This is a genomic window from Clostridium massiliamazoniense, assembly GCF_001403635.1.
In the GTDB taxonomy this organism is placed as follows: domain Bacteria; phylum Bacillota; class Clostridia; order Clostridiales; family Clostridiaceae; genus Sarcina; species Sarcina massiliamazoniense.
In genome coordinates this window covers 1811894-1831037 of sequence record NZ_LN879468.1, presented here as the reverse complement: position 1 = coordinate 1831037, position 19144 = coordinate 1811894, and the positions used below count along the sequence as shown (strand labels likewise).

The following is a 19144-nucleotide window of genomic DNA, read 5'->3' as shown; positions in this document are numbered from 1 at the left end:
ATCTGTAATTTGATACATCCCCTTTTATATTTAAGTAACTATATAGAGTCTCAAATTATCTAAATTATTTGCAATTTTTAAAGAAGTATCGTAGACATTGAAATACAAATAGTAAGCTCATTAGTCCAAAGAAAGGATAGAGAACTTCTATTAAGTTTGAAAAACCTATTTGAGAAATAGGTAAAGCTATAGCCATAACTAAAAATATTCCTGTTTTAAACTTTATATTAAAGACTTGTTTTAAAGTTTGACTTATGGAGAAAATATCAGATACTTCTGTAGAAAACATTTCAGCTAAAATAATAACCATAAGTAAGAGTTGAACAGGTTTTCCAAATCTATTAGCAATATATAATAATGGAATTTCATATTCATATATATATGGCTGATTAGCTGTAAGCATAAGATTTATAGCAATACAAATTAAAGTTAATATAGTGGCACCAAGGGCTATACCTTTAAGCATAGTTTTTTTACTTTTGTATTTTGTACTAATGGGAACAATTACACCACTACAGCATAAAATGTTATACCCAGCATAGAGTATTGTAGAAATAACCCAACCATTTTCTTTTTTAGGTGGAATTGATAAAAGGTTGCTTATGTTTAAGGAATTGCCTGAAAAAAATATATAAAGTAAAGTTATTATAATGATTGTAATAGTTAATGCTGGAACTATTACAGCATTTATTTCAACAAGTCCATTGGTTTCTCTAAAAAGTATGAGAATTGCTATAAATGCCATAATTAAGGTACCAACTATTTTAGGAATTCCAAAAAATTGATTAATTAAAGCACCACTACCAGCTAAAATAATAGAAGCACTAGAAACTAGATATAGTGTAGTTATTAAACCTATAAATTTCCCTAAAAAAGGGCTAACGGTGGACATCATTTCACCATAGGAATGTAGGTTATTTTCTATACTAATTTTTGATATTACAGAACATAGTAGAATATAAAATAAGCCAGTAAAAATTATTCCGAATACACTTCTTAAGCCATAAACAGTGAAAAATTGAGTAATTTCCTTTCCAGAAGCAAGACCAGCCCCAACTATTGTTCCTATGAAGATAGTGGCTATTTGAAATACTTGTTTAATATCTTTCAAGTTAATTCGTTACCAAAACTTATGATAAATCAAAGATTTTATTTTTGTTTTTCTATGATGCTCTATCTTAGATTTAAGTTATTATTGCAATGTTCTTAACTTTTTTGGTAACTTCCCCCTTTCCTTTTTTATTTTATGTTTTCTTGAACATTGCACTTAAAGTTCTTTTGAACCTTAATTATTTATACAAAGGGAAGATTATGTTTATTCATAAAAGGATGAAAATATATTATAATATTTCATAGTTAGTAGTGGAGATTAGAAAATTAAAAATTGTAAATAGATATAAACTAAAGCTTAATTCTCGAAGACGCTAGTTATGAGATAAGTTTAAAAGATGATTTAAATATAACTTTTATTAGAGAAGAGATTGCAATACAGATTTATATATTAATTAAAGATACGAATAATGAAAGGATGAGATTACATGGAAACTAAAACAAGATGGGGAGAAAAACGATATAATAGTTTAAATTATTTCCTGAGAAATAAATTTGGTGAAAAAACTTTTAAAATAAGTTTAGATGGAGGATTTACTTGCCCTAATAGGGATGGAAAGGTTGCTAAAGGTGGATGTACTTTCTGTAGTTCAAGTGGTTCAGGGGATTATGCTGGAGAAAGAGTTCAACCTATTGGAGAACAATTTGATAATATAAAAATAATGATGAATAAAAAGTGGAAGACAGGAAAATATATAGCTTATTTCCAAGCTTATACTAATACTTATGCCCCTGTTGAAGTTCTTAGAGAAAAATATGAAGAGGCTATAGCTAAAGAGGGAGTTGTTGCTTTAGCTATTGGAACAAGACCAGATTGTATTAATGAAGAAGTTTTAGATTTATTAGAAGAAATGAATAAAAAGGTTTATGTTTGGATTGAACTAGGTCTACAAACTATACATAATGACACAGCAAGAAGCTTTAATAGAGGATATGATTTAGAGGTATTTGATAAGGCTATGGAAGGACTTAAATCTAGAAATATAGATACAGTTGTCCATTGTATATTTGGATTGCCAGGAGAAACTAAAGAACAAATGCTTGAAACTGTTGATTATGTAGCTAGATCAGGAGCACAAGGAATAAAGTTTCATCTATTACATTTAATGAAGCATACAAGAATGGTAAAGGACTATGAAGAGGGAAGACTTAAGTTCTTAACACAAGAAGAATATATAGATTTAGTTTGTGAAGGCATAGCAAGAGTACCACAAGATATGGTTGTACATAGATTAACAGGAGATGCTCCAAGAAATCTATTAATAGGACCTATGTGGAGCTTAAAAAAATGGGAAGTTTTAAATGCTATAGATAAAGCGCTTGAAGATAATGATATATATCAGGGAAAAAACTTTAGTTACTAAATCTTAGGTAAAAATGGAGGTGGTTTTATGAAGATTGATGTTATTGTTTCAGCAGATTATATAAAGGAGTCTTTATTAGAGAATAAAGTTGTTGTAGTTATTGATGTTTTGAGGGCAACATCTGTTATTACAACTGCTTTATGCAATGGAGCTGAAGAGGTAATTCCTGTTCTTACCGTTGAGGAGGCTTTTGAAAAGAAAAAAGAACTTCTTTCTTTAGGAAAGGAAGTTATTTTAGGTGGAGAGAGACAAGCTCTAAAAATAGAGGGCTTTGATTTTACCAATTCACCTTTAGAATACAAAGCAGAAAAAGTTAAAAATAAATCTATTGTACTTAGCACAACTAATGGAACTAGAGCATTAAATAGCTGTAATAGTGGTGAGGTTGTGTTAATTGCCTCTTTTTTAAATGGGAAAGCCATTGCTAAGGAACTTGTAAGACTTAATAAGGATATTGTTATTGTAAATTCAGGGACTAATGGTGAATTTTCAATGGATGATTTTATTTGTGGTGGTTATATCATAAGTGAAGTAGTTAAAGAAGTTACATGTGATTTATCAGATATTAGTAAAGTTTCTAAAAGCTTTTATGAAAGTAATAAAAATTTAAGAAATGTGTTAAAGGATGCAAAGCATTATGAAGTTCTAAAAGCTTTGAGTTTAGAAGAGGATATCGAACATTGTTTAAGTCAAAATATTTATAATATTATTTTAAAATATGAAAATGGAATTATAAAAAAAATGCAAAATTAATAAATTGGAATAATTTGTTGAAAATTATATTTCTTTAATAGAAATATAATTATATAATTAAAATTAGGAAAATGAATTAAAAGTTAAATAGAACAATTAATTTTTGATTTAGGGCTGACTATAAATTTATTAAATGGGGTGTTTTTTTGTTTTTAAATGAGTTGAATAGAGAAGAAGCTATTGCATTTATGCATTTAATTTCTGAATTTGTCATGGCAGATGAAGAGGTTAATATTGAGGAGAAAAAACTTATTGATAAGTTTTTCAAGGAAATGAATATAGAAGATGAGCTGGATGTTTTAACATTAGATGAAGCTTTAGATGAATTAAAAAAGAGTAGTCAGAGAATTAGAAATATAGTTTATTTTGAACTTATAAGATTAGGTCTTGTAGATTCTGATTATAGAATAAGTGAGGTAGAATTTTTAGAGGATATATCAGGAGATTTAGGCATAACTAGAATTCAAAAAATAAAATATGCAAATTATTTCTATAAATATTCTGAAGATGAGTTTTTAGATCATGAAGATGCTATGAATGAAGCGAATTTATTATTTTAGAATAAATCAGCAATTATAAAAGGAAAAAGTATAATGTAGTTGAATATAATTAGCTATAAGTTTGTTAAGAATATTAATAAATCTATAGCTAATTTTTTATTTAAATAAAGAAAAAAATCATAGAAATTTTACCATAGAGAGGATGAGATAGATTGAAGAGAAATGCAGCACAAAGAGAATTTAAAAAATTACAAGGGCAACTTAAGAAAATTGAAGAAATAGTCTATAATTCAAAAATTAATTCTTTTTTTGAACATGAGTTAACTTTAAGAAAAAAGGTAGAGTTACTTAATGAAATGGAAAGAGAAGGGTTTAAAAATTTTTCTGAAGTAAGAACAGCCTATACTGGTCTTTTAGAGTATGTTTCTAGAGCTTTATTAGAGGATTATAACAAAAAGAATAACAGTAATTTTACTTTTGAAGAAGTTATAGGTGAAAATTTTAAAAAGCTAGTTAATTCAGGGATAATAACTATTTTAACTAAACAACATATACCAAAACTTATAGCTAATGAATTCGAAAGAGCTTTTCCTAAAAATCCCAAAGATGAATATATAAAGGCAAGACAAATAAAGAGAAAGTTTTACTTGCATTTAGGTGATACTAATACAGGAAAAACTTATAATGCTATGGATGCACTTAGAAAAGCAAAGAGTGGAATGTATTTATCTCCATTAAGAATATTGGCTTTAGAAAACTTTGAGAAATTAAATAATTTAGGTGTGCCATGTAATTTAGCTACTGGTGAAGAAGAAATAATAAAAGAAGGTGCTAATCATACTAGTTGTACAATCGAAAAAGCTAATATAAAGAAAATATGTGATGTAGCAGTTATAGACGAAATACAAATAATAAATGATAACCAAAGAGGTGATGCATGGAGTAGAGCTCTTTTAGGAATGCCAGCCTTTGAAATTCATGTATGTGGTGCTATGAGTAGTAAAAATCTTTTAATAAAGATACTAGAGGATATTGGAGAGGAATATGAAATAAAGGAATATGAAAGAAATACACCTTTAATAGTTGAAGAAAAGAACTTTACGATTAATGATGTAAAAGAAGGGGATGCTTTAGTTCTATTTTCTAAAAAAAGAGTTTTAGAACTTGCACAGACATATTCAAAAAATGGAGTTAAATCAAGTTTAATATATGGAGATTTACCTCCAGAAGTTAGAAAAAAACAATATGAACAGTTTTTAAGTAAAGAAAGTAAAATACTTATAAGTACAGATGCTATTGGAATGGGAGTTAATTTGCCTATTAGAAGAATAATTTTTATGAATACTAGAAAATTTGATGGAGAAGAGGTAAGAGATTTAACTTCTCAGGAAGTAAAACAAATAGCAGGAAGAGCTGGAAGAAAAGGAATATATAACGAGGGCTTTGTTGCTACAGTTACAGGAAATCAAAACTTTGTAAAGAATAAAATAGAAAATAAGGATGATGATATAACATCAGCAGTTGTAGGACCATCAGATGCTATATTAACAATTAAAGGCTTATCACTTAAAGAAAAATTAGCTTTATGGAAAGAAAGAAAAGAAGCATTAGAATACTATAGAAAAATGGATATAACTGATTATTTAATAATATTAGATAGAATAAAAAAATATAAATTGAGAGAAGAAGACCAGTGGGATTTATTAAAAGTAGCTTTTGATATAACAAAAGATGCTTTAATGGAAACTTTCTTAAATTATGTGGATGAGGTATTTATTTTAAATTATAAAACATTAACAAAGCCTCAATGTTTTACAGGAGCTTTAGATGAATTAGAACTTTACTATCAGAAGGTAAATATGTACTATTCATTTTCTAAGTTGTTTAATTTAACTCTTGATATGGAGTGGGTTACCACAGAAAGATTAAGAGTAAGTGAAGAAATAAACAATATTTTAATATTAATGTAAACAAAAATTGAACTTTCTAATTTATAGGAAAAAAAATGATATAATCGAGTTAAATTAAAGAATATGTATAAAAAGGTACGGACATTTACTTGAAAAACATATAAGAAACTAAGATAAAGAATAGTATTTCTATAAGAGGAAAGTCTAAAAAAGATGGGAGACTATAAAAGTACTTATTAAGTAGAATACTAATAATCAATTAACTAAGGAGGTAACATGTATAAAGATATTAAAGAGAGAAACCAAAGAAAAAAATTAAATAAAATTGCGAGAAAAAGTAAAACAAAACCAACAGGAAAAGTTGGAATAACAGTTAGAAATACTGATATTTTAAAAATAGACTATAAAGATATGTTTATATTAACTTTAGCAATGATTCCTTTCTTTACAGCTTTAAATTGCATATTAGGAATTAGAACTTTTGATATTAAAGTTTTAAATGAAATGAGTTATACATTTACATTATCTCCTGTAGTATCAGCTTTTATAGTGATACCAACAGCGTATTTAGTTTTGTTTTATCTAAAAAATAAGGATGCAGTTAATAGAAAAAGCTTTTTAAAGGTTGGAATTGGAACAGCTATGTTAGTACTTATTCTTTCAGAGATAAGAAGATATTTAAGTACTTTAGTGTTATTTAGCATCCCAGGTTATTTTGTTGTAATATTAATTGCTTTAGTTATAGTTGTTTATTATCTTGTTAAGATAAACAAGGTTTTTAAATTTAATAGAATATTAGATTAGAATGTATTTAAATAATAAAAAGAGAGAAGTATCAAAATTAAAAGATACATCTCTCTTCTTTTATTATCTATTAAAACACTTGGAATATAAAGAATTTTAAGTAATAAGATTCATCTGAATTCCAAAGTATTGGATGATCAGAACTTTGAGTTCTACATTCTATTTGTCTTAAAGTTCTTCTAGCATCATGAGCAGCCTCAGCAACTGTCTTTTTTAATAATTCTTCAGTCATATAATGAGAACATGAACAAGTTGCAAAGTATCCACCTTTTTTAACCATTTTTAATCCTCTTAGGTTAATTTCTTTATAGCCTCTAATAGCAGAATTTACTGTATTTCTAGATTTAGTGAAAGCTGGTGGATCTAGTATTACAACATCAAATTCTCTTCCTTCTCTAGACCAATCTCCAAGAACATTGAAAGCATTATGACATTCAAATTTAACTACATCTTCAAGTCCGTTAAGTTCAGCATTTTTAGTAGCACAATTTACAGCATGTTCTGAAACATCTATACCAAGAACAGATTTAGCACCTGCTATTCCTGCATTTAGGGCAAATGAGCCAGTATGAGTAAAGCAATCTAAGACGTCTTTATCTTTACAGATTCTATGAATTGCAGCTCTATTTTCTTTTTGGTCTAAGAAGAAACCTGTTTTTTGACCATTTTCTAAGTCAACTATATATTTAACTCCATTTTCAATAATTTCTACGTTAGTGTCAAAAGGTTCGCTAAGGAATCCTTTTACTTGTTCTAAACCTTCAATTTCTCGTGTTTTTATGTCACTTCTTTCATAGATACCTTTAGCATTATATTCTTTAAGAAGTATATCAACAATTATATCTCTATATTTATCCATTCCTAGAGTTGAAATTTGGATAACGTAATAATCTTCAAATTTATCAATTGTTAATCCAGGAAGAAAATCAGCTTCTCCAAAAATGAATCTGCAAGATGAAGTATCTATAACAGTTTTTCTATATTCAAAGGCATCTTTAAACCTTTTAAGGAAGAAATCTCTATCTATTTCTTCATTTATATCTCTAGTCATAATTCTTATAGTTATTTTACTTTGGTCATTTATATAACCTTTTCCTATAAAGTATCCTTTATGGTTATAAACTTCAACTATATCACCATTTTCATAGTCGCCATCATATTCATTTATTTCATCAATATATATCCATGGTCTTCCTTGTTCAGCTCTTTTGTTCTTTCCTTTATGTAAGTAAAATTTACTAGACATAAAAACCTCCTTTAAGTATGGGTTATAACTTTTTATATGTAATTTAAATTAAAAAAATCTTATTAATTTTAAAGCAAATCCCGTAATTTCAAATCATTATTAAGTATAACATATAATAAAAAGTTTAATTATTAAATTTGAATATTGAAAATAATATTATAATCAATAAGATTTTTATTTTTTCCCTGAAACATGACGGAATAATTTATTTATGTTTTTTATATTTCCATAAACTGTTATTTTATCTGATTTAGAAAACACATAGTCTATTGATGGGAAATTAATTAATTTATCTCCTTTATCTATGTTTAGAACCTGAATTTCGTGATCTTTTAATTTGCTTTCTAAAATTGTTTTGCCAATAAGGTCGCTAGAACCACTAAGGTAAATATCAAATATTCCATACCCTTTTTTACTAGAGATATTTATAAGTATTCTATCATCAAAATAAGCACCAAAACGGCGTGAGCTTTTTATTAACCTTTCTAAATAACTTTCCATTCTTTCTAATAATGATGATTTTTGAAAAACATAAACTATGATTATAAAAGCAACTATAGAACCTAGAGTAAAACTTACAGATTCTTTATTTAAAACCATTGTAGATAATATTTTAATTAAGAAAGATATAATAGTTGCTGTACTAGCATAACTAAAAATCATTAGCCAAGCAGCTAATTTCCTCCTTACTGGATGTTGCGTTATAATTTCACTTTCTTTAGTTGTAAATCCTGTTGATGTAAGTAAAGAGATAACTTGGAATCTAGCTTTTTCTATAGGCATTCCAGTAAGTCTAAACAGTATGGTAAAGAAATCAACTATAATCAAGAAAAATGTTATAAATAAAAGAAATGTTAACACTAATACCATGATTAGTAACCTCCTCTTTAGTCAATTATTTTCATTTGTTTAACTTATTATACACTAAATACGAGGTATTTTGAGAATTAGGATAGTTGGAATTTTATAAATATAATCATTGCCGAATTGACTTTGTTTAAATTACGCTATCTATGTTATTATTTAAGTATGTAAATTGATAGTGAAGGATGGATTTTTGTGAATTTAATTACTTTAGAAAATATAAGTAAAAGTTTTTCAGAGAAAGTTTTAATAGATAATATATCTTTAGGGATAAATGATGGTGAAAAAATAGGGATAATAGGAGTTAATGGTGCTGGAAAGTCTACATTTTTAAAAGTTCTTGCAGGAATTGATGAGCCAGATTCAGGAAGTATAATAAAAGGGAATAGAGTAAGAATAGAATATTTATCTCAAAGTCCAGATTACGATGAAAATGCTACTGTAATAGAACAAGTTTTTAAGGGAAATTCAGAAGAGATGAAGGTTCTTGGGGAATACGAGGAAGCACTTGAAAGAATAAATTTAGAACCAAACAATGAAGAATTACATAATAGATTAATGAATTTACAGGTAAAGGTTGATGCTTTAAATCTATGGGATTTAGAAAGTGAAGCTAAAATGGTTCTTACAAAGTTAGGAGTAAGTGATTTTACAGCTAAAGTTAAGAATTTATCTGGAGGACAAAGAAAAAGAATAGCTTTAGCTTCAGCTCTTATAAAGCCATGTGAACTTTTAATATTAGATGAGCCTACTAACCATCTTGATAATGAAACTATATCATGGCTTGAGGAATATTTAAATAATAGAAAAGGCTCCCTTGTTATGATTACCCATGATAGATATTTCCTAGATAGAGTTACAAACAGAATTCTAGAAATAGATAGAGGAAGAATGTTTAGTTATGAAGGAAATTACTCTATGTTTCTTGAAAAGAAAATGGAAAGAATAGAAATGGAGAGGTCTTCAGAAGCAAAAAGACAAAATCTTTTAAGAAAAGAATTAGCTTGGGTTAGAAGAGGGGCAAAAGCTAGATCAACTAAACAAAAAGCTAGATTAGATAGATTTCATGAATTATCAGAACAGGAAAGTTTTAAGGAATATGAAAATATTGAAATATCCCTTGCTGGAACAAGATTAGGGAAAAAGGTAATAGAATTTCATAACATCTCAAAGAGCTTTGGTGATAAAAAAATTATAGAGAACTTTGAATATACTATGGTTAGAAATGATAGAATAGGTATCGTTGGAGACAATGGAGTAGGTAAATCAACATTAATAAAAATGATTGAAGGAAAGATAACTCCAGATAGTGGTGAAATAGTTAAAGGGGAAACTGTTAAAATAGGATGTTTCTCACAGGATAGTGATGAAATGGACTATAATATGAGAGCTATAGATTATATAAAAGAAGTTGCTGAATATGTTCCGACTGCGACAGGTGAAAGAATAACCGCATCTCAAATGTGTGAAAAGTTTTTATTTGATGGAACAATGCAATATACCTTAATAGGTAAGTTATCAGGTGGTGAAAGAAGAAGACTTCAATTACTGAGAGTTTTAATGTCAGCGCCTAATGTTCTTTTATTAGATGAGCCTACAAATGATTTAGATATTGAAACATTAAAAATATTAGAGGATTATCTTGATGACTTTGGAGGAGCTGTTATAACAGTTTCCCATGATAGATACTTCTTAGATAGAGTTTGTAGAAGAATCTTTGCTTATGAAGGTAATGGAAAAGTTAGAGAGTACACAGGTAATTATAGTGATTACTTAATTTTCTTAGAAGCTAATAAAATTGAAAAAACAAATAACACTGAAGTTGTAGAAAAGCCTAAGAAAGAAACTGAAAAAACTTCAGGAAAAAACAATGAAAAGAAATTAAAGTTTTCTTATAAAGAACAATTAGAATTTGATAGCATTGAAGACGAAATAGGAAAAATAGAAGAAAAGTTAGAAAAACTAGAAGTAGCAATGGGTGAAAATGCCTCTGACTATTCAAAACTTCAAGAAATCATAGAAGAAAAAGAAAAAACAGAAAAAGAATTAGAATTTAAATATGAAAGATGGGAATATTTAAATCAACTAGCAGAAGAAATAGAAAATAATAAGAAAAATAAATAAGGAACTTAACTTTTAAATTTATAATATACAATTGTAAAATGTATTTTTTATCTGCCGAGATGGTTATATAGGTACAAAATGCAGTGACTATTGAACTAGTAATTAGAAGCTCTTCATTTCTGATAAAAAGTTGCGTTAAGAAATTTCCACTGTGTGAACGAAGTGAGTTTGGAAATTTTAGCAACTGTTATAGAAGAAATGCTAGAGCTTCTTTACGTAGGTGAGTAGTCACAAATGATGAACCTATATAGCCAGATAAAAGGCAGTGAAAAATATATTTATTTTAAATTAAATTAGAGAGATGGAACGATTAGGATTTTTATTTCATATAAGATATAGTAAAAAACTAGAATACATTTCAAGTAACATAAATATGTATTTTAGTAAAAGTACAAAACTATAAAAAGAGGTAACTAATATGCAAAAAATAAAATATCCTAAGTTTATAAATATAAAAGAGATAGAGAAAATAGAAGATATAGAGAATCAGCGTTTATTTAAATTAACATTACCACTTAAAAATTCAGGTGAGAAAAGGGTTTTGGTTATAACTAGGGCTCCTAAGATAAGTGAATATAATGGTGAGAATTCAATGACAATTAGAATTATAAAGTATATAAAACGGAATATGGATGAATATTTTAAAGATATAGGATTTATTGATATAGTCTTTCTTTTTCCTATTACAGAGTTTGATTGTTCAACTTTGGAAACAGCTTTAGCTATGAAGGGGAAAAATTCATAGTTGGAAATGATGGGTTTTTCTATGAGTGTAATATAATAAAAAATGATGAGGTTATATTTCAAGCTATGATAGAAAGTAATTATATAGTATTAGCATGGGGAGAGCCTCCAAGGGGAGTTAAATCAATTTATGATGAAAGAATAAAATATTTATTAAAGGGTTATAAACTTATAAAAATTAACACAGAAGACATTAAGGATATGTATGTTGTTGGACCTTTAACTACCTATGGGTATCCAAAGCATTGTCTTGCATGGAGAGAAAGTGATGAATTAGTGCCTTTTGATATTTAGGTTATACCTAATGAGCATAAGATTTTTTAAATGAAGTATAAAACTCTTACAGAGAAGGTCTTAGAGACTTTACTTAAATTTTTTAGAATATAAACTAAGATTATTTTAAAGTAAAGAAGAACAAGGGCAGAAATAAAAAAGTATGAAAACTTGTAGAAATTTACTTTAAATAGATGTATAATTTAATAGGAATATTTGGCTAGGGGTGTCATTTTGACTGAGAGATAGATGTATGAATCTATTAACCCTCATACCTGATCTGGGTAATACCAGCGTAGGAAAGCATTATAAAGATGAGAGATCTAGCTGTATTCTATAAAGAATACAGCTTTTTATTTTACAACTGGAATTTAATTCAGGTAAATAAGGCTCCTTAGACAAAGTTTCAAAATTAATAAATATAATAAAGGGGAGTTTTACAATGGTATATGTAGTAGGGATTATAAGTATTTTACTAATGATATGGTATGTTCTAGTCATAAGAAAATACAAATTTACCACAAAATCAATTACAAGAATAGGTGTAACAGTTGCTGTAGCATTTGTTTTACATTTAATAGTTCTATTTAGATTGCCTCAAGGAGGAACTATAAATTTATTTGCTTTTCTTCCAATTATGTTGCTTGGAGCAATGTTTGGAAAAGAGGAAGGACTTACAGCAGGTTTAATATTTGGAGCTTTAGAGCTTATAAATGATTCTTTTGTTATAAATCCGATTCAATTTTTACTAGACTATAGTCTTGCAGCGATGCCATTAGGGTTAACTGGGATTTTTGGCAATGATAAAAAGTATAAATTGGTTTTAGGTGCTATATTAGCTATAGCTTTAAATATTTTATCACATACAGTATCAGGTGCTGTTTTCTTTGGGGAATATGCTCCTCCTGGTATGAATGTATGGCTTTATTCAATAATATATAACTTAACTACATCAGGAATCGATGGATTAATGAATATAATAGCACTTGCAGTATTTCCAATGAGTGCAATTATGAAAATTTCAAAAAGTAAATAAATGATAAGGAGGATATATCTATAAATTGGATATATCCTCCTTTACATTTGAGAGACTAGATATATAAGTTTAACATTTATGAGCATTTACTTGTGTAAAGAAGCTTTAATATTTCCCTTATTTGATTTGATAAACTATCATCTCCAACCATTATTACCATTTTGGATAATATCAGTTAATCTATCTATATCTTTATTAAGTTCTCTTATTTTGCATAAGGCATTTTTTAATTGTACTTGGCTACTATTAATTCTATAGGCCATAGCAGATAAATTTGTTGGCTGAGGAGGAATTTGAGCTGTTGACATAGCAATTAATTCCTTTTCAATAGCATCAAAGTTAAGCAATGAATTATCTATCATTTCTGTAGTAAAGCTTATTTTATCAGCTATGTGATCTATATTATTAGCAACATTTCTATTAGTACCATTCCAACTCATATATTGAGTTTGTTCATTGTTGTTAAACATAGAATCTCCTCCTTAGTTTTGAATTTTATCTGTTAATTTATCAATAGTGTTAGTGGCTACATCTATTCTATCTGTTAATTCATCTATTTGATCGGTATACTTATCAACATCTTTAATATTTTTTTGAACTTCTAATTGATTGTCTATGGAAGTAGAAACCTTGGAAGCTATTTCTTGAGTTATTGAGCCTAGTAGAACTTGAACATGGTCAGGAGCATTTTGTGCTACTTGATCCATTACTCTGTTTAAAAGTGGTTCAATTTGTTGAAGAGTTTTTATAGAATTAGACAATTCTCTTCCACATGAATTTAATTCAGCATCTATTTTATCACAAACCCTGTCTATTTCTGATTGAGTTATTTGATCTATATTTCTTAATACTTTGTCAATTTCATTTCCTAAAACACGAGCGCCTCTTTTACTAACTAATAATGCCATAATAATCCCCTTCCTTATGTAAAAAATCAGTTTGTTTAAAGTTAATTATAGCATAGATAGTTGTGTAATATTGGTTATTATACAGTTATTTAACTTTAATTTATTAATGTTTAATATTTGGATAAAAATAATTCATATAATTCTAAGTTTAAAAATAATTTAAAATAACAAAAAAAAGAAAGGTGAGGGCACCTTTCTTTTTTATATGTTTAGATTTTTAATAGGGAGATACAAAATGTAAATTAAGATTTAATTTTCATTTTATAATAGTAAATATCTAATTTCGAGCTTTTTCAATAAGCTCTTCAATTTTATATTTACATCTAGTACCTTTACAGGAACCTGTTCCGGCACCAGTACTTTGTCTTACCTCATCATAGGTGGTAGCACCATCTGATATAGCATCTTTAATTTTCTTCCTTGAGATTGCTTTACATAAGCAAACTTTAGTGATTTTATCAAGTACTTCTTGATTTAGATTGTTGTTATTTTCCATACATATATGTCTCCTTAAAATGAACTTGAATTTGTTTATGGATAGTTTTTTCTTAATTCATTTTAATATTCAGAAAACTATGTATTTAATAAAGGGAAATGGAATTAATTTGTTATGAGTTAATTATAAGATAACAGATAAAAAAAGTCAACATTAAAATATAAAAAATATTAAAAAATATTTTTTACTATAGAATAATAGCTATTGATTAGGAAACCAATAGCTGTTAGATAAAGGAATTAAGCCTCTTTTAATGCTGTAATAAACATTTTTATAAAGTTTAATAAAATAAATAATATTATAGTAGTTGCAACTACTATTTCAAAATGACCTACAAATTTTATTATAGTTGATGCTGTATATAGATTTTTTCCAGCTAAAAATTCACTGAATTTGTAAATCGCTAAAACACTTATAGCAAGTGGGAAAGTAAAAGTTGCAAAGTTAGGTTTGAATTTATATATTGATAGTTTAAATGCAAAATAATAAACAATTAAAACATTAAATATAGAAGCAAAACCTAAAAAGATTACAAAGTATAAGTTTGCAGTTTTAAACATTGTAATTACTCCTGCAAGTGCTAAGCTGCCAGGAGCTGCAATTATGGCACAAGTTGCTATTTTATCCTTATCTACTTTATTAGTAAATATTTTATAAAGCATAACAGGCCATAATATTAGAAAGGCTGTTGTTCCAAAAAGAACCATGAATTTAGCTAATTTATCATAGCCCATTCCTTTACTAGCTAAGCTTCCTGTAATTAAACCAACATATACAACAAACCAACTTGGAATAACTTCAGAAAAATTACGATTCTTTAATCTAAAGAATGTATAAGATATTATTAAGCTAAAGTGTAGTATTGCTGCAAAAAGCCATAAGGCACTAGCAAGTTTTGGAGAACTTTTTTGAAAAAATGAAGCTATTAAGAATAAAGACATGTCAATAGTAGGATAAAAGCTTCCTACCACTGGATTTTTAAGTTCTGCTCCTATTTTTTTAGGAAATAAAGCTAATCTTAAAACCATTAAACTAATCACTATAATAGCTAAAACAATTGATATTGGCTTTAAAAAAGTAACTTTATTAATAGCCCATGCATTGCTAACTGTAATAAGTCCTAAAACAGTTCCGCAAATTCCTATAGGATAATTCTCTAATTTATCGAGATATTTCTTCATAGGATGATTTTCTATTTTGTTTAGATGTTTTTCCAATATTTCTACCCCCTTAGATTATTGAAAAATAGGTTTTATATGTATATAAATAAAGTGTATTTTCTCTGAGTTAAGTCTCAGTTTGTTACACTATAATTTACTGTATATTAAATTAATAATACTACAAGATAATTCTACTATGTTATAATTTTAACATATGTGATATAAATCACAGAGTAGTATATAGACTGTTACTATAGGGTAAACAATATATAAATAATTTCCATTTTTAAATTTATTAATAAATGAAAAAAACATTTTTTTAGTTATTGATTAAATAAAATCAATAGTATAAAATAAAAGAAGATTTAAATTTAAAAAACTATGAGTAGGAAAAGTACTTAAGATCATCTTTTTCAGAGAGTAGCTGTTTGGTGCAAAGCTATAAAGAACCTTAAAGAAAATCACCTATGAGTTGGAAGGCTGAAAGATTTTTCAATTAAGCTAACCCGTTTGCCAGCGTTAATGGATAGAGTATGTAAGTACTTGAAAATTTAAGCCTTGATGTTTTAGGGCTTTAAACCTTAGGTGGTATAGCGAATTTCAACTTCGTCCTTTTGGGATGGAGTTTTTTTATTTTCTCTAAAAGTTTAGAGAAGAGTAAATATAGAGTTCCTTGTAATAGGATTTAGATTGAAGTAAAAAATAATTTCATAGTATGAAAGGAGAAAAATTAATGTACAAAAAAGTTGAACTTACTAGCGGATTCGTTGGTATGGAAAAAGAAATTGCTAATCTTTGGAATAGCAGAAATGTAATTAGAAAAAACTTTGACTTAAACCAAGATGGTGAATATTTCACTTTCTATGACGGACCTCCAACAGCAAATGGTAGACCTCACGTTGGACATATCTTAACAAGGGTTATGAAAGATATAATCCCAAGATATAAAGTTATGAAGGGTTATAAAGTTATAAGAAAAGCAGGATGGGATACTCACGGTCTTCCAGTTGAACTTGAAATTGAGAAAAAATTAGGTATTTCAGGTAAAGAACAAATAGAAGAATACGGTGTAGAAAAGTTTGTTCAAGAATGTAAAGATAGCGTATTTACTTATGTAAGTATGTGGGAAAAAATGACTGAACAAATAGGTTATTGGGTTGATATGGATGATCCATATGTAACATACCATAACTCATATATTGAATCAGTATGGTGGGCTTTAAAACAAATGTGGGATAAAGACTTACTATACAAAGGTCACAAGGTTATGCCTTACTGCCCAAGATGTGGAACAGCATTATCATCACACGAAGTTTCACAAGGATATAAAGATGTTAAAGACTTAACTGCTATAGCTAAATTCAAAGTTAAAGGTGAAGAAAATAAATATATCTTAGCTTGGACAACAACTCCTTGGACATTACCTTCAAACGTAGCTTTATGTATAAATAAAGCATACACTTATGTTGAAGCTAAAGTTGGAGAAGAAACTTTAATTCTTGCTAAAGACTTAGTAGAAAAAGTTTTAGGAGAAGAAGCTGAAATAGTTAGAGAATTTAACGGTTCAGAATTACTTGGAACTAAATATGAGCAATTATTACCATTCCATGCTCCAACTGAAGGAAAAGCTTTCGAAGTTGTTCATGGTGATTACGTAACCTTAACAGATGGTACTGGTATAGTTCATATAGCACCTGCTTACGGTGAAGATGATAACTTAATCGGTAAGAAAAATGGTTTAGCATTCATAAACTTAGTTGATACTCAAGGAAGATTCGTAGACGAAGTTACTCCATGGGCTGGAAAGTTAGTTAAGAAATGTGACCAAGAAATAGTAGATTACTTAAAAGAAAGAAATCTATTATTAAAAGCTGAAAAGCATACTCACTCATATCCACACTGTTGGAGATGTGACACACCACTTCTTTACTATCCAAGAGCAAGCTGGTTTGTTGCTATGAGTACTTTAAGAGATAATCTTCTAGAGAACAATAATAAAATAAACTGGTTACCAGACAACATAAGAACAGGTAGATTCGGTAAGTTCTTAGAAAATGTTATTGACTGGGGAATCTCAAGAGATAGATACTGGGGAACTCCACTTCCAATCTGGGAATGTGAATGTGGTCACAGAGATTGTGTTGGAAGCATAGAAGAATTAAAAACTAAGGGTGTAAATGTACCAGAAGATATAGAATTACACAAACCTTATATAGATAATGTTCATTTAACTTGTGAAAAATGTGGAAAGGAAATGACAAGAGTTAAAGAAGTTATTGACTGTTGGTTCGATTCAGGATCAATGCCATTTGCTCAACTTCACTACCCATTTGAAAATAAAGAATTATTTGAACAAAACTATCCAGCTCAATTTATATCAGAAGCTGTTGACCAAACAAGAGGATGGTTCTACACATTATTAGCAATTTCAACTGCTATATTTGATAGAAATCCATTTGAAAACTGTATAGTTTTAGGTCACGTTCTTGATAAGAAGGGCTTAAAAATGTCAAAATCTAAGGGTAATGTAGTTGATCCATTTGATGTATTAAATTCAGTAGGAGCAGATGCTACAAGATGGCACTTCTATACTGCTAGTGCACCATGGTTACCAACTAGATTCTCAGTAGATGATGTTGCAGAAGCACAAAGAAAGTTCTTAGGAACTCTATGGAATGTTTACTCATTCTACGTTCTTTATGCTGATATAGATAACTTCAATCCATATGATTACAAAGATTTCGTATCAGAAAATGTTATGGATAAATGGATGTTATCAAAACTTAATACTTTAATTAAGGATGTTGATGCATCACTTGAAACTTATGATATAACTAAAGCTGCTCTTATGATAGAAGACTTTACAGATGAGTTATCAAACTGGTATGTAAGAAGAAATAGAGCTAGATATTGGTCAGAAGAATTAACTGATGATAAGATAGGTGCTTATGTAACACTTCATAAAGTATTAGTTACTTTATCAAAAGTTGCTGCTCCATTTGTACCATTTATCACAGAAGAAATATACCAAAACTTAGTTGTTGGATTAGATAAGGATGCTGAAGAAAGTATTCACTTATGCAAATGGCCAACAATTGATGAAAATGCTATTAACCCAGAACTTGAAAGAGAAATGGATTTAGCATATAAAATAGTTAAACTTGGTAGAAGTGCAAGAAATGCTGCTAACATCAAGAATAGACAGCCACTTTCAAAATTATCAATTTCAACTACAGCTCTTCCAGAGTACTACGGTGCAATCATAAGAGATGAGTTAAATGTTAAAGAAGTTGAATTTGGTGCTGACGTTTCTAAGTATGTTAACTTTGAAATCAAGCCTAACTTACCTGTTTTAGGTAAAGCTTATGGAAAGTTAATACCAGGAATAAGAAAAGAAATAGCTGCTAGAAATCAAATGGAATTAGCTCAAAAAATTAGTGCTGGAAATGTTGAAGTAATCAATGTTGATGGAACTGAAATAGAGTTAAATTCAGAAAGTATCTTAGTAACAATGCAAGGATTAGAAGGATTTGCATTTGCTGGTGAAGGTTCAATAGGTGTTGTTTTAGATGAAACAATAACTGAAGAATTAAAAGAAGAAGGATACGTTAGAGAAATGATTTCTAAAATCCAAAATGCAAGAAAAGAAAGTGGATTTGAAGTTGCAGACAAAATAAATCTTTATGTATCAGGAAATGAAATGCTTGAAGGAGTAATCAAGAAATTCGAAGATACAATTAAGAAAGAAACATTAACAGAAGAAGTTAGATACAATAATGAAGCTTCAATGACTGAAGTAACAATTAATGGTAAAAAACTTCAAATGGCTGTTGAAAAAAGATAAGAATTAAT

At 28.2% G+C, this 19144-nt stretch carries 17 protein-coding genes, 1 riboswitch and 1 other annotated feature; of the genes, 10 read left to right on the top strand and 7 right to left on the bottom strand.

Annotated features, from left to right (window positions below; translation table 11 throughout):
- Window positions 1-64: 64 nt before the first annotated feature.
- Window positions 65-1111 (bottom strand): YkvI family membrane protein, encoded by a 1047-nt coding sequence (locus ARA19_RS15580; RefSeq protein WP_055071843.1) that lies wholly within the window; start codon window positions 1109-1111, stop codon window positions 65-67.
- A 427-nt stretch (window positions 1112-1538) separates the two neighbouring features.
- Between ARA19_RS15580 and mnmL the strand changes: the two genes are divergently transcribed.
- The 5 genes from mnmL (at window position 1539) to ARA19_RS15555 (ending at window position 6441) form a co-directional block, all read left to right on the top strand.
- On the top strand, window positions 1539-2474 hold the full coding sequence (gene mnmL, locus ARA19_RS15575; protein WP_055071842.1) for a tRNA modification radical SAM protein MnmL/YtqA: 936 nt from the start codon (window positions 1539-1541) through the stop codon (window positions 2472-2474).
- 27 nt (window positions 2475-2501) lie between these two features.
- Window positions 2502-3227 carry a 2-phosphosulfolactate phosphatase gene (locus tag ARA19_RS15570; protein WP_055071841.1) on the top strand — a complete coding sequence of 242 codons (726 nt, stop codon included), beginning with the start codon at window positions 2502-2504 and terminating at the stop codon, window positions 3225-3227.
- Between the two features lie 146 nt (window positions 3228-3373).
- Window positions 3374-3787, top strand: coding sequence for a hypothetical protein (locus tag ARA19_RS15565; protein WP_055071840.1), 414 nt, complete (start codon window positions 3374-3376; stop codon window positions 3785-3787).
- 152 nt (window positions 3788-3939) lie between these two features.
- Entirely contained in the window at window positions 3940-5697 is a 1758-nt protein-coding gene (locus tag ARA19_RS15560; RefSeq protein ID WP_055071839.1) for a helicase-related protein, read from the top strand.
- 216 nt (window positions 5698-5913) lie between these two features.
- Complete coding sequence (locus tag ARA19_RS15555; protein WP_055071838.1) at window positions 5914-6441, top strand: hypothetical protein; 528 nt, start codon at window positions 5914-5916, stop codon at window positions 6439-6441.
- 70 nt (window positions 6442-6511) lie between these two features.
- Here ARA19_RS15555 and ARA19_RS15550 read toward each other — a convergent pair whose 3' ends face one another.
- Together ARA19_RS15550 and ARA19_RS15545 are read right to left on the bottom strand one after the other, a co-directional pair.
- On the bottom strand, window positions 6512-7687 hold the full coding sequence (locus ARA19_RS15550; protein WP_055071837.1) for a class I SAM-dependent rRNA methyltransferase: 1176 nt from the start codon (window positions 7685-7687) through the stop codon (window positions 6512-6514).
- 174 nt (window positions 7688-7861) lie between these two features.
- The gene (locus ARA19_RS15545) at window positions 7862-8557 is read right to left on the bottom strand and encodes a TrkA C-terminal domain-containing protein (protein ID WP_055071836.1); all 696 of its coding nucleotides are present in this window, start codon (window positions 8555-8557) and stop codon (window positions 7862-7864) included.
- Between the two features lie 189 nt (window positions 8558-8746).
- Between ARA19_RS15545 and ARA19_RS15540 the strand changes: the two genes are divergently transcribed.
- The 4 genes from ARA19_RS15540 to thiT all read left to right on the top strand — a co-directional run bounded on the left by ARA19_RS15540 (window position 8747) and on the right by thiT (window position 12728).
- The gene (locus ARA19_RS15540; RefSeq protein WP_055071835.1) at window positions 8747-10675 is read left to right on the top strand and encodes an ABC-F family ATP-binding cassette domain-containing protein; all 1929 of its coding nucleotides are present in this window, start codon (window positions 8747-8749) and stop codon (window positions 10673-10675) included.
- A 418-nt stretch (window positions 10676-11093) separates the two neighbouring features.
- Entirely contained in the window at window positions 11094-11420 is a 327-nt protein-coding gene (locus tag ARA19_RS15535) for a hypothetical protein (protein WP_055071834.1), read from the top strand.
- Window positions 11372-11713: a DUF1643 domain-containing protein gene (locus tag ARA19_RS15530; protein ID WP_055071833.1), complete on the top strand. Its 342-nt coding sequence runs from the start codon at window positions 11372-11374 to the stop codon at window positions 11711-11713. Before ARA19_RS15535 ends, ARA19_RS15530 begins: the two co-directional genes overlap by 49 nt.
- 191 nt (window positions 11714-11904) lie before the next feature.
- A riboswitch (TPP riboswitch) is annotated at window positions 11905-12011 on the top strand.
- 123 nt (window positions 12012-12134) lie between these two features.
- On the top strand, window positions 12135-12728 hold the full coding sequence (gene thiT / locus ARA19_RS15525; protein ID WP_055071832.1) for an energy-coupled thiamine transporter ThiT: 594 nt from the start codon (window positions 12135-12137) through the stop codon (window positions 12726-12728).
- 137 nt (window positions 12729-12865) lie between these two features.
- Here the strand turns inward: thiT and ARA19_RS15520 are convergent, their stop codons facing one another.
- The 4 genes from ARA19_RS15520 to ARA19_RS15505 all read right to left on the bottom strand — a co-directional run bounded on the left by ARA19_RS15520 (window position 12866) and on the right by ARA19_RS15505 (window position 15349).
- Complete coding sequence (locus tag ARA19_RS15520; protein WP_055071831.1) at window positions 12866-13198, bottom strand: hypothetical protein; 333 nt, start codon at window positions 13196-13198, stop codon at window positions 12866-12868.
- A 12-nt stretch (window positions 13199-13210) separates the two neighbouring features.
- A complete protein-coding gene (locus ARA19_RS15515) occupies window positions 13211-13636 on the bottom strand; it encodes a hypothetical protein (protein WP_055071830.1) in 426 nt (141 codons plus the stop codon).
- 277 nt (window positions 13637-13913) lie between these two features.
- Window positions 13914-14132 carry a (2Fe-2S)-binding protein gene (locus tag ARA19_RS15510; RefSeq protein WP_055071829.1) on the bottom strand — a complete coding sequence of 73 codons (219 nt, stop codon included), beginning with the start codon at window positions 14130-14132 and terminating at the stop codon, window positions 13914-13916.
- A gap of 239 nt (window positions 14133-14371) precedes the next feature.
- Window positions 14372-15349, bottom strand: coding sequence for a TDT family transporter (locus ARA19_RS15505; protein WP_055071828.1), 978 nt, complete (start codon window positions 15347-15349; stop codon window positions 14372-14374).
- A 315-nt stretch (window positions 15350-15664) separates the two neighbouring features.
- Window positions 15665-15909 (top strand) — a binding site (T-box leader).
- A gap of 116 nt (window positions 15910-16025) precedes the next feature.
- Between ARA19_RS15505 and ileS the strand changes: the two genes are divergently transcribed.
- The gene (ileS, locus tag ARA19_RS15500) at window positions 16026-19136 is read left to right on the top strand and encodes an isoleucine--tRNA ligase (protein ID WP_055071827.1); all 3111 of its coding nucleotides are present in this window, start codon (window positions 16026-16028) and stop codon (window positions 19134-19136) included.
- Window positions 19137-19144: the final 8 nt, after the last annotated feature.

What these genes read in the sequence shown, in the direction of transcription:
- mnmL (WP_055071842.1), top strand. Translation starts at nt 1,539, where the DNA reads ATGGAAACTAAAACAAGATGGGGAGAAAAACGATATAATAGTTTAAAT.
- thiT (WP_055071832.1), top strand. Translation starts at nt 12,135, where the DNA reads ATGGTATATGTAGTAGGGATTATAAGTATTTTACTAATGATATGGTAT.
- ARA19_RS15555 (WP_055071838.1), top strand. Translation starts at nt 5,914, where the DNA reads ATGTATAAAGATATTAAAGAGAGAAACCAAAGAAAAAAATTAAATAAA.
- ARA19_RS15545 (WP_055071836.1), bottom strand. Translation starts at nt 8,557, where the DNA reads ATGGTATTAGTGTTAACATTTCTTTTATTTATAACATTTTTCTTGATT.
- ARA19_RS15515 (WP_055071830.1), bottom strand. Translation starts at nt 13,636, where the DNA reads ATGGCATTATTAGTTAGTAAAAGAGGCGCTCGTGTTTTAGGAAATGAA.
- ARA19_RS15520 (WP_055071831.1), bottom strand. Translation starts at nt 13,198, where the DNA reads ATGTTTAACAACAATGAACAAACTCAATATATGAGTTGGAATGGTACT.
- ARA19_RS15570 (WP_055071841.1), top strand. Translation starts at nt 2,502, where the DNA reads ATGAAGATTGATGTTATTGTTTCAGCAGATTATATAAAGGAGTCTTTA.
- ARA19_RS15510 (WP_055071829.1), bottom strand. Translation starts at nt 14,132, where the DNA reads ATGGAAAATAACAACAATCTAAATCAAGAAGTACTTGATAAAATCACT.
- ARA19_RS15535 (WP_055071834.1), top strand. Translation starts at nt 11,094, where the DNA reads ATGCAAAAAATAAAATATCCTAAGTTTATAAATATAAAAGAGATAGAG.
- ARA19_RS15550 (WP_055071837.1), bottom strand. Translation starts at nt 7,687, where the DNA reads ATGTCTAGTAAATTTTACTTACATAAAGGAAAGAACAAAAGAGCTGAA.
- ileS (WP_055071827.1), top strand. Translation starts at nt 16,026, where the DNA reads ATGTACAAAAAAGTTGAACTTACTAGCGGATTCGTTGGTATGGAAAAA.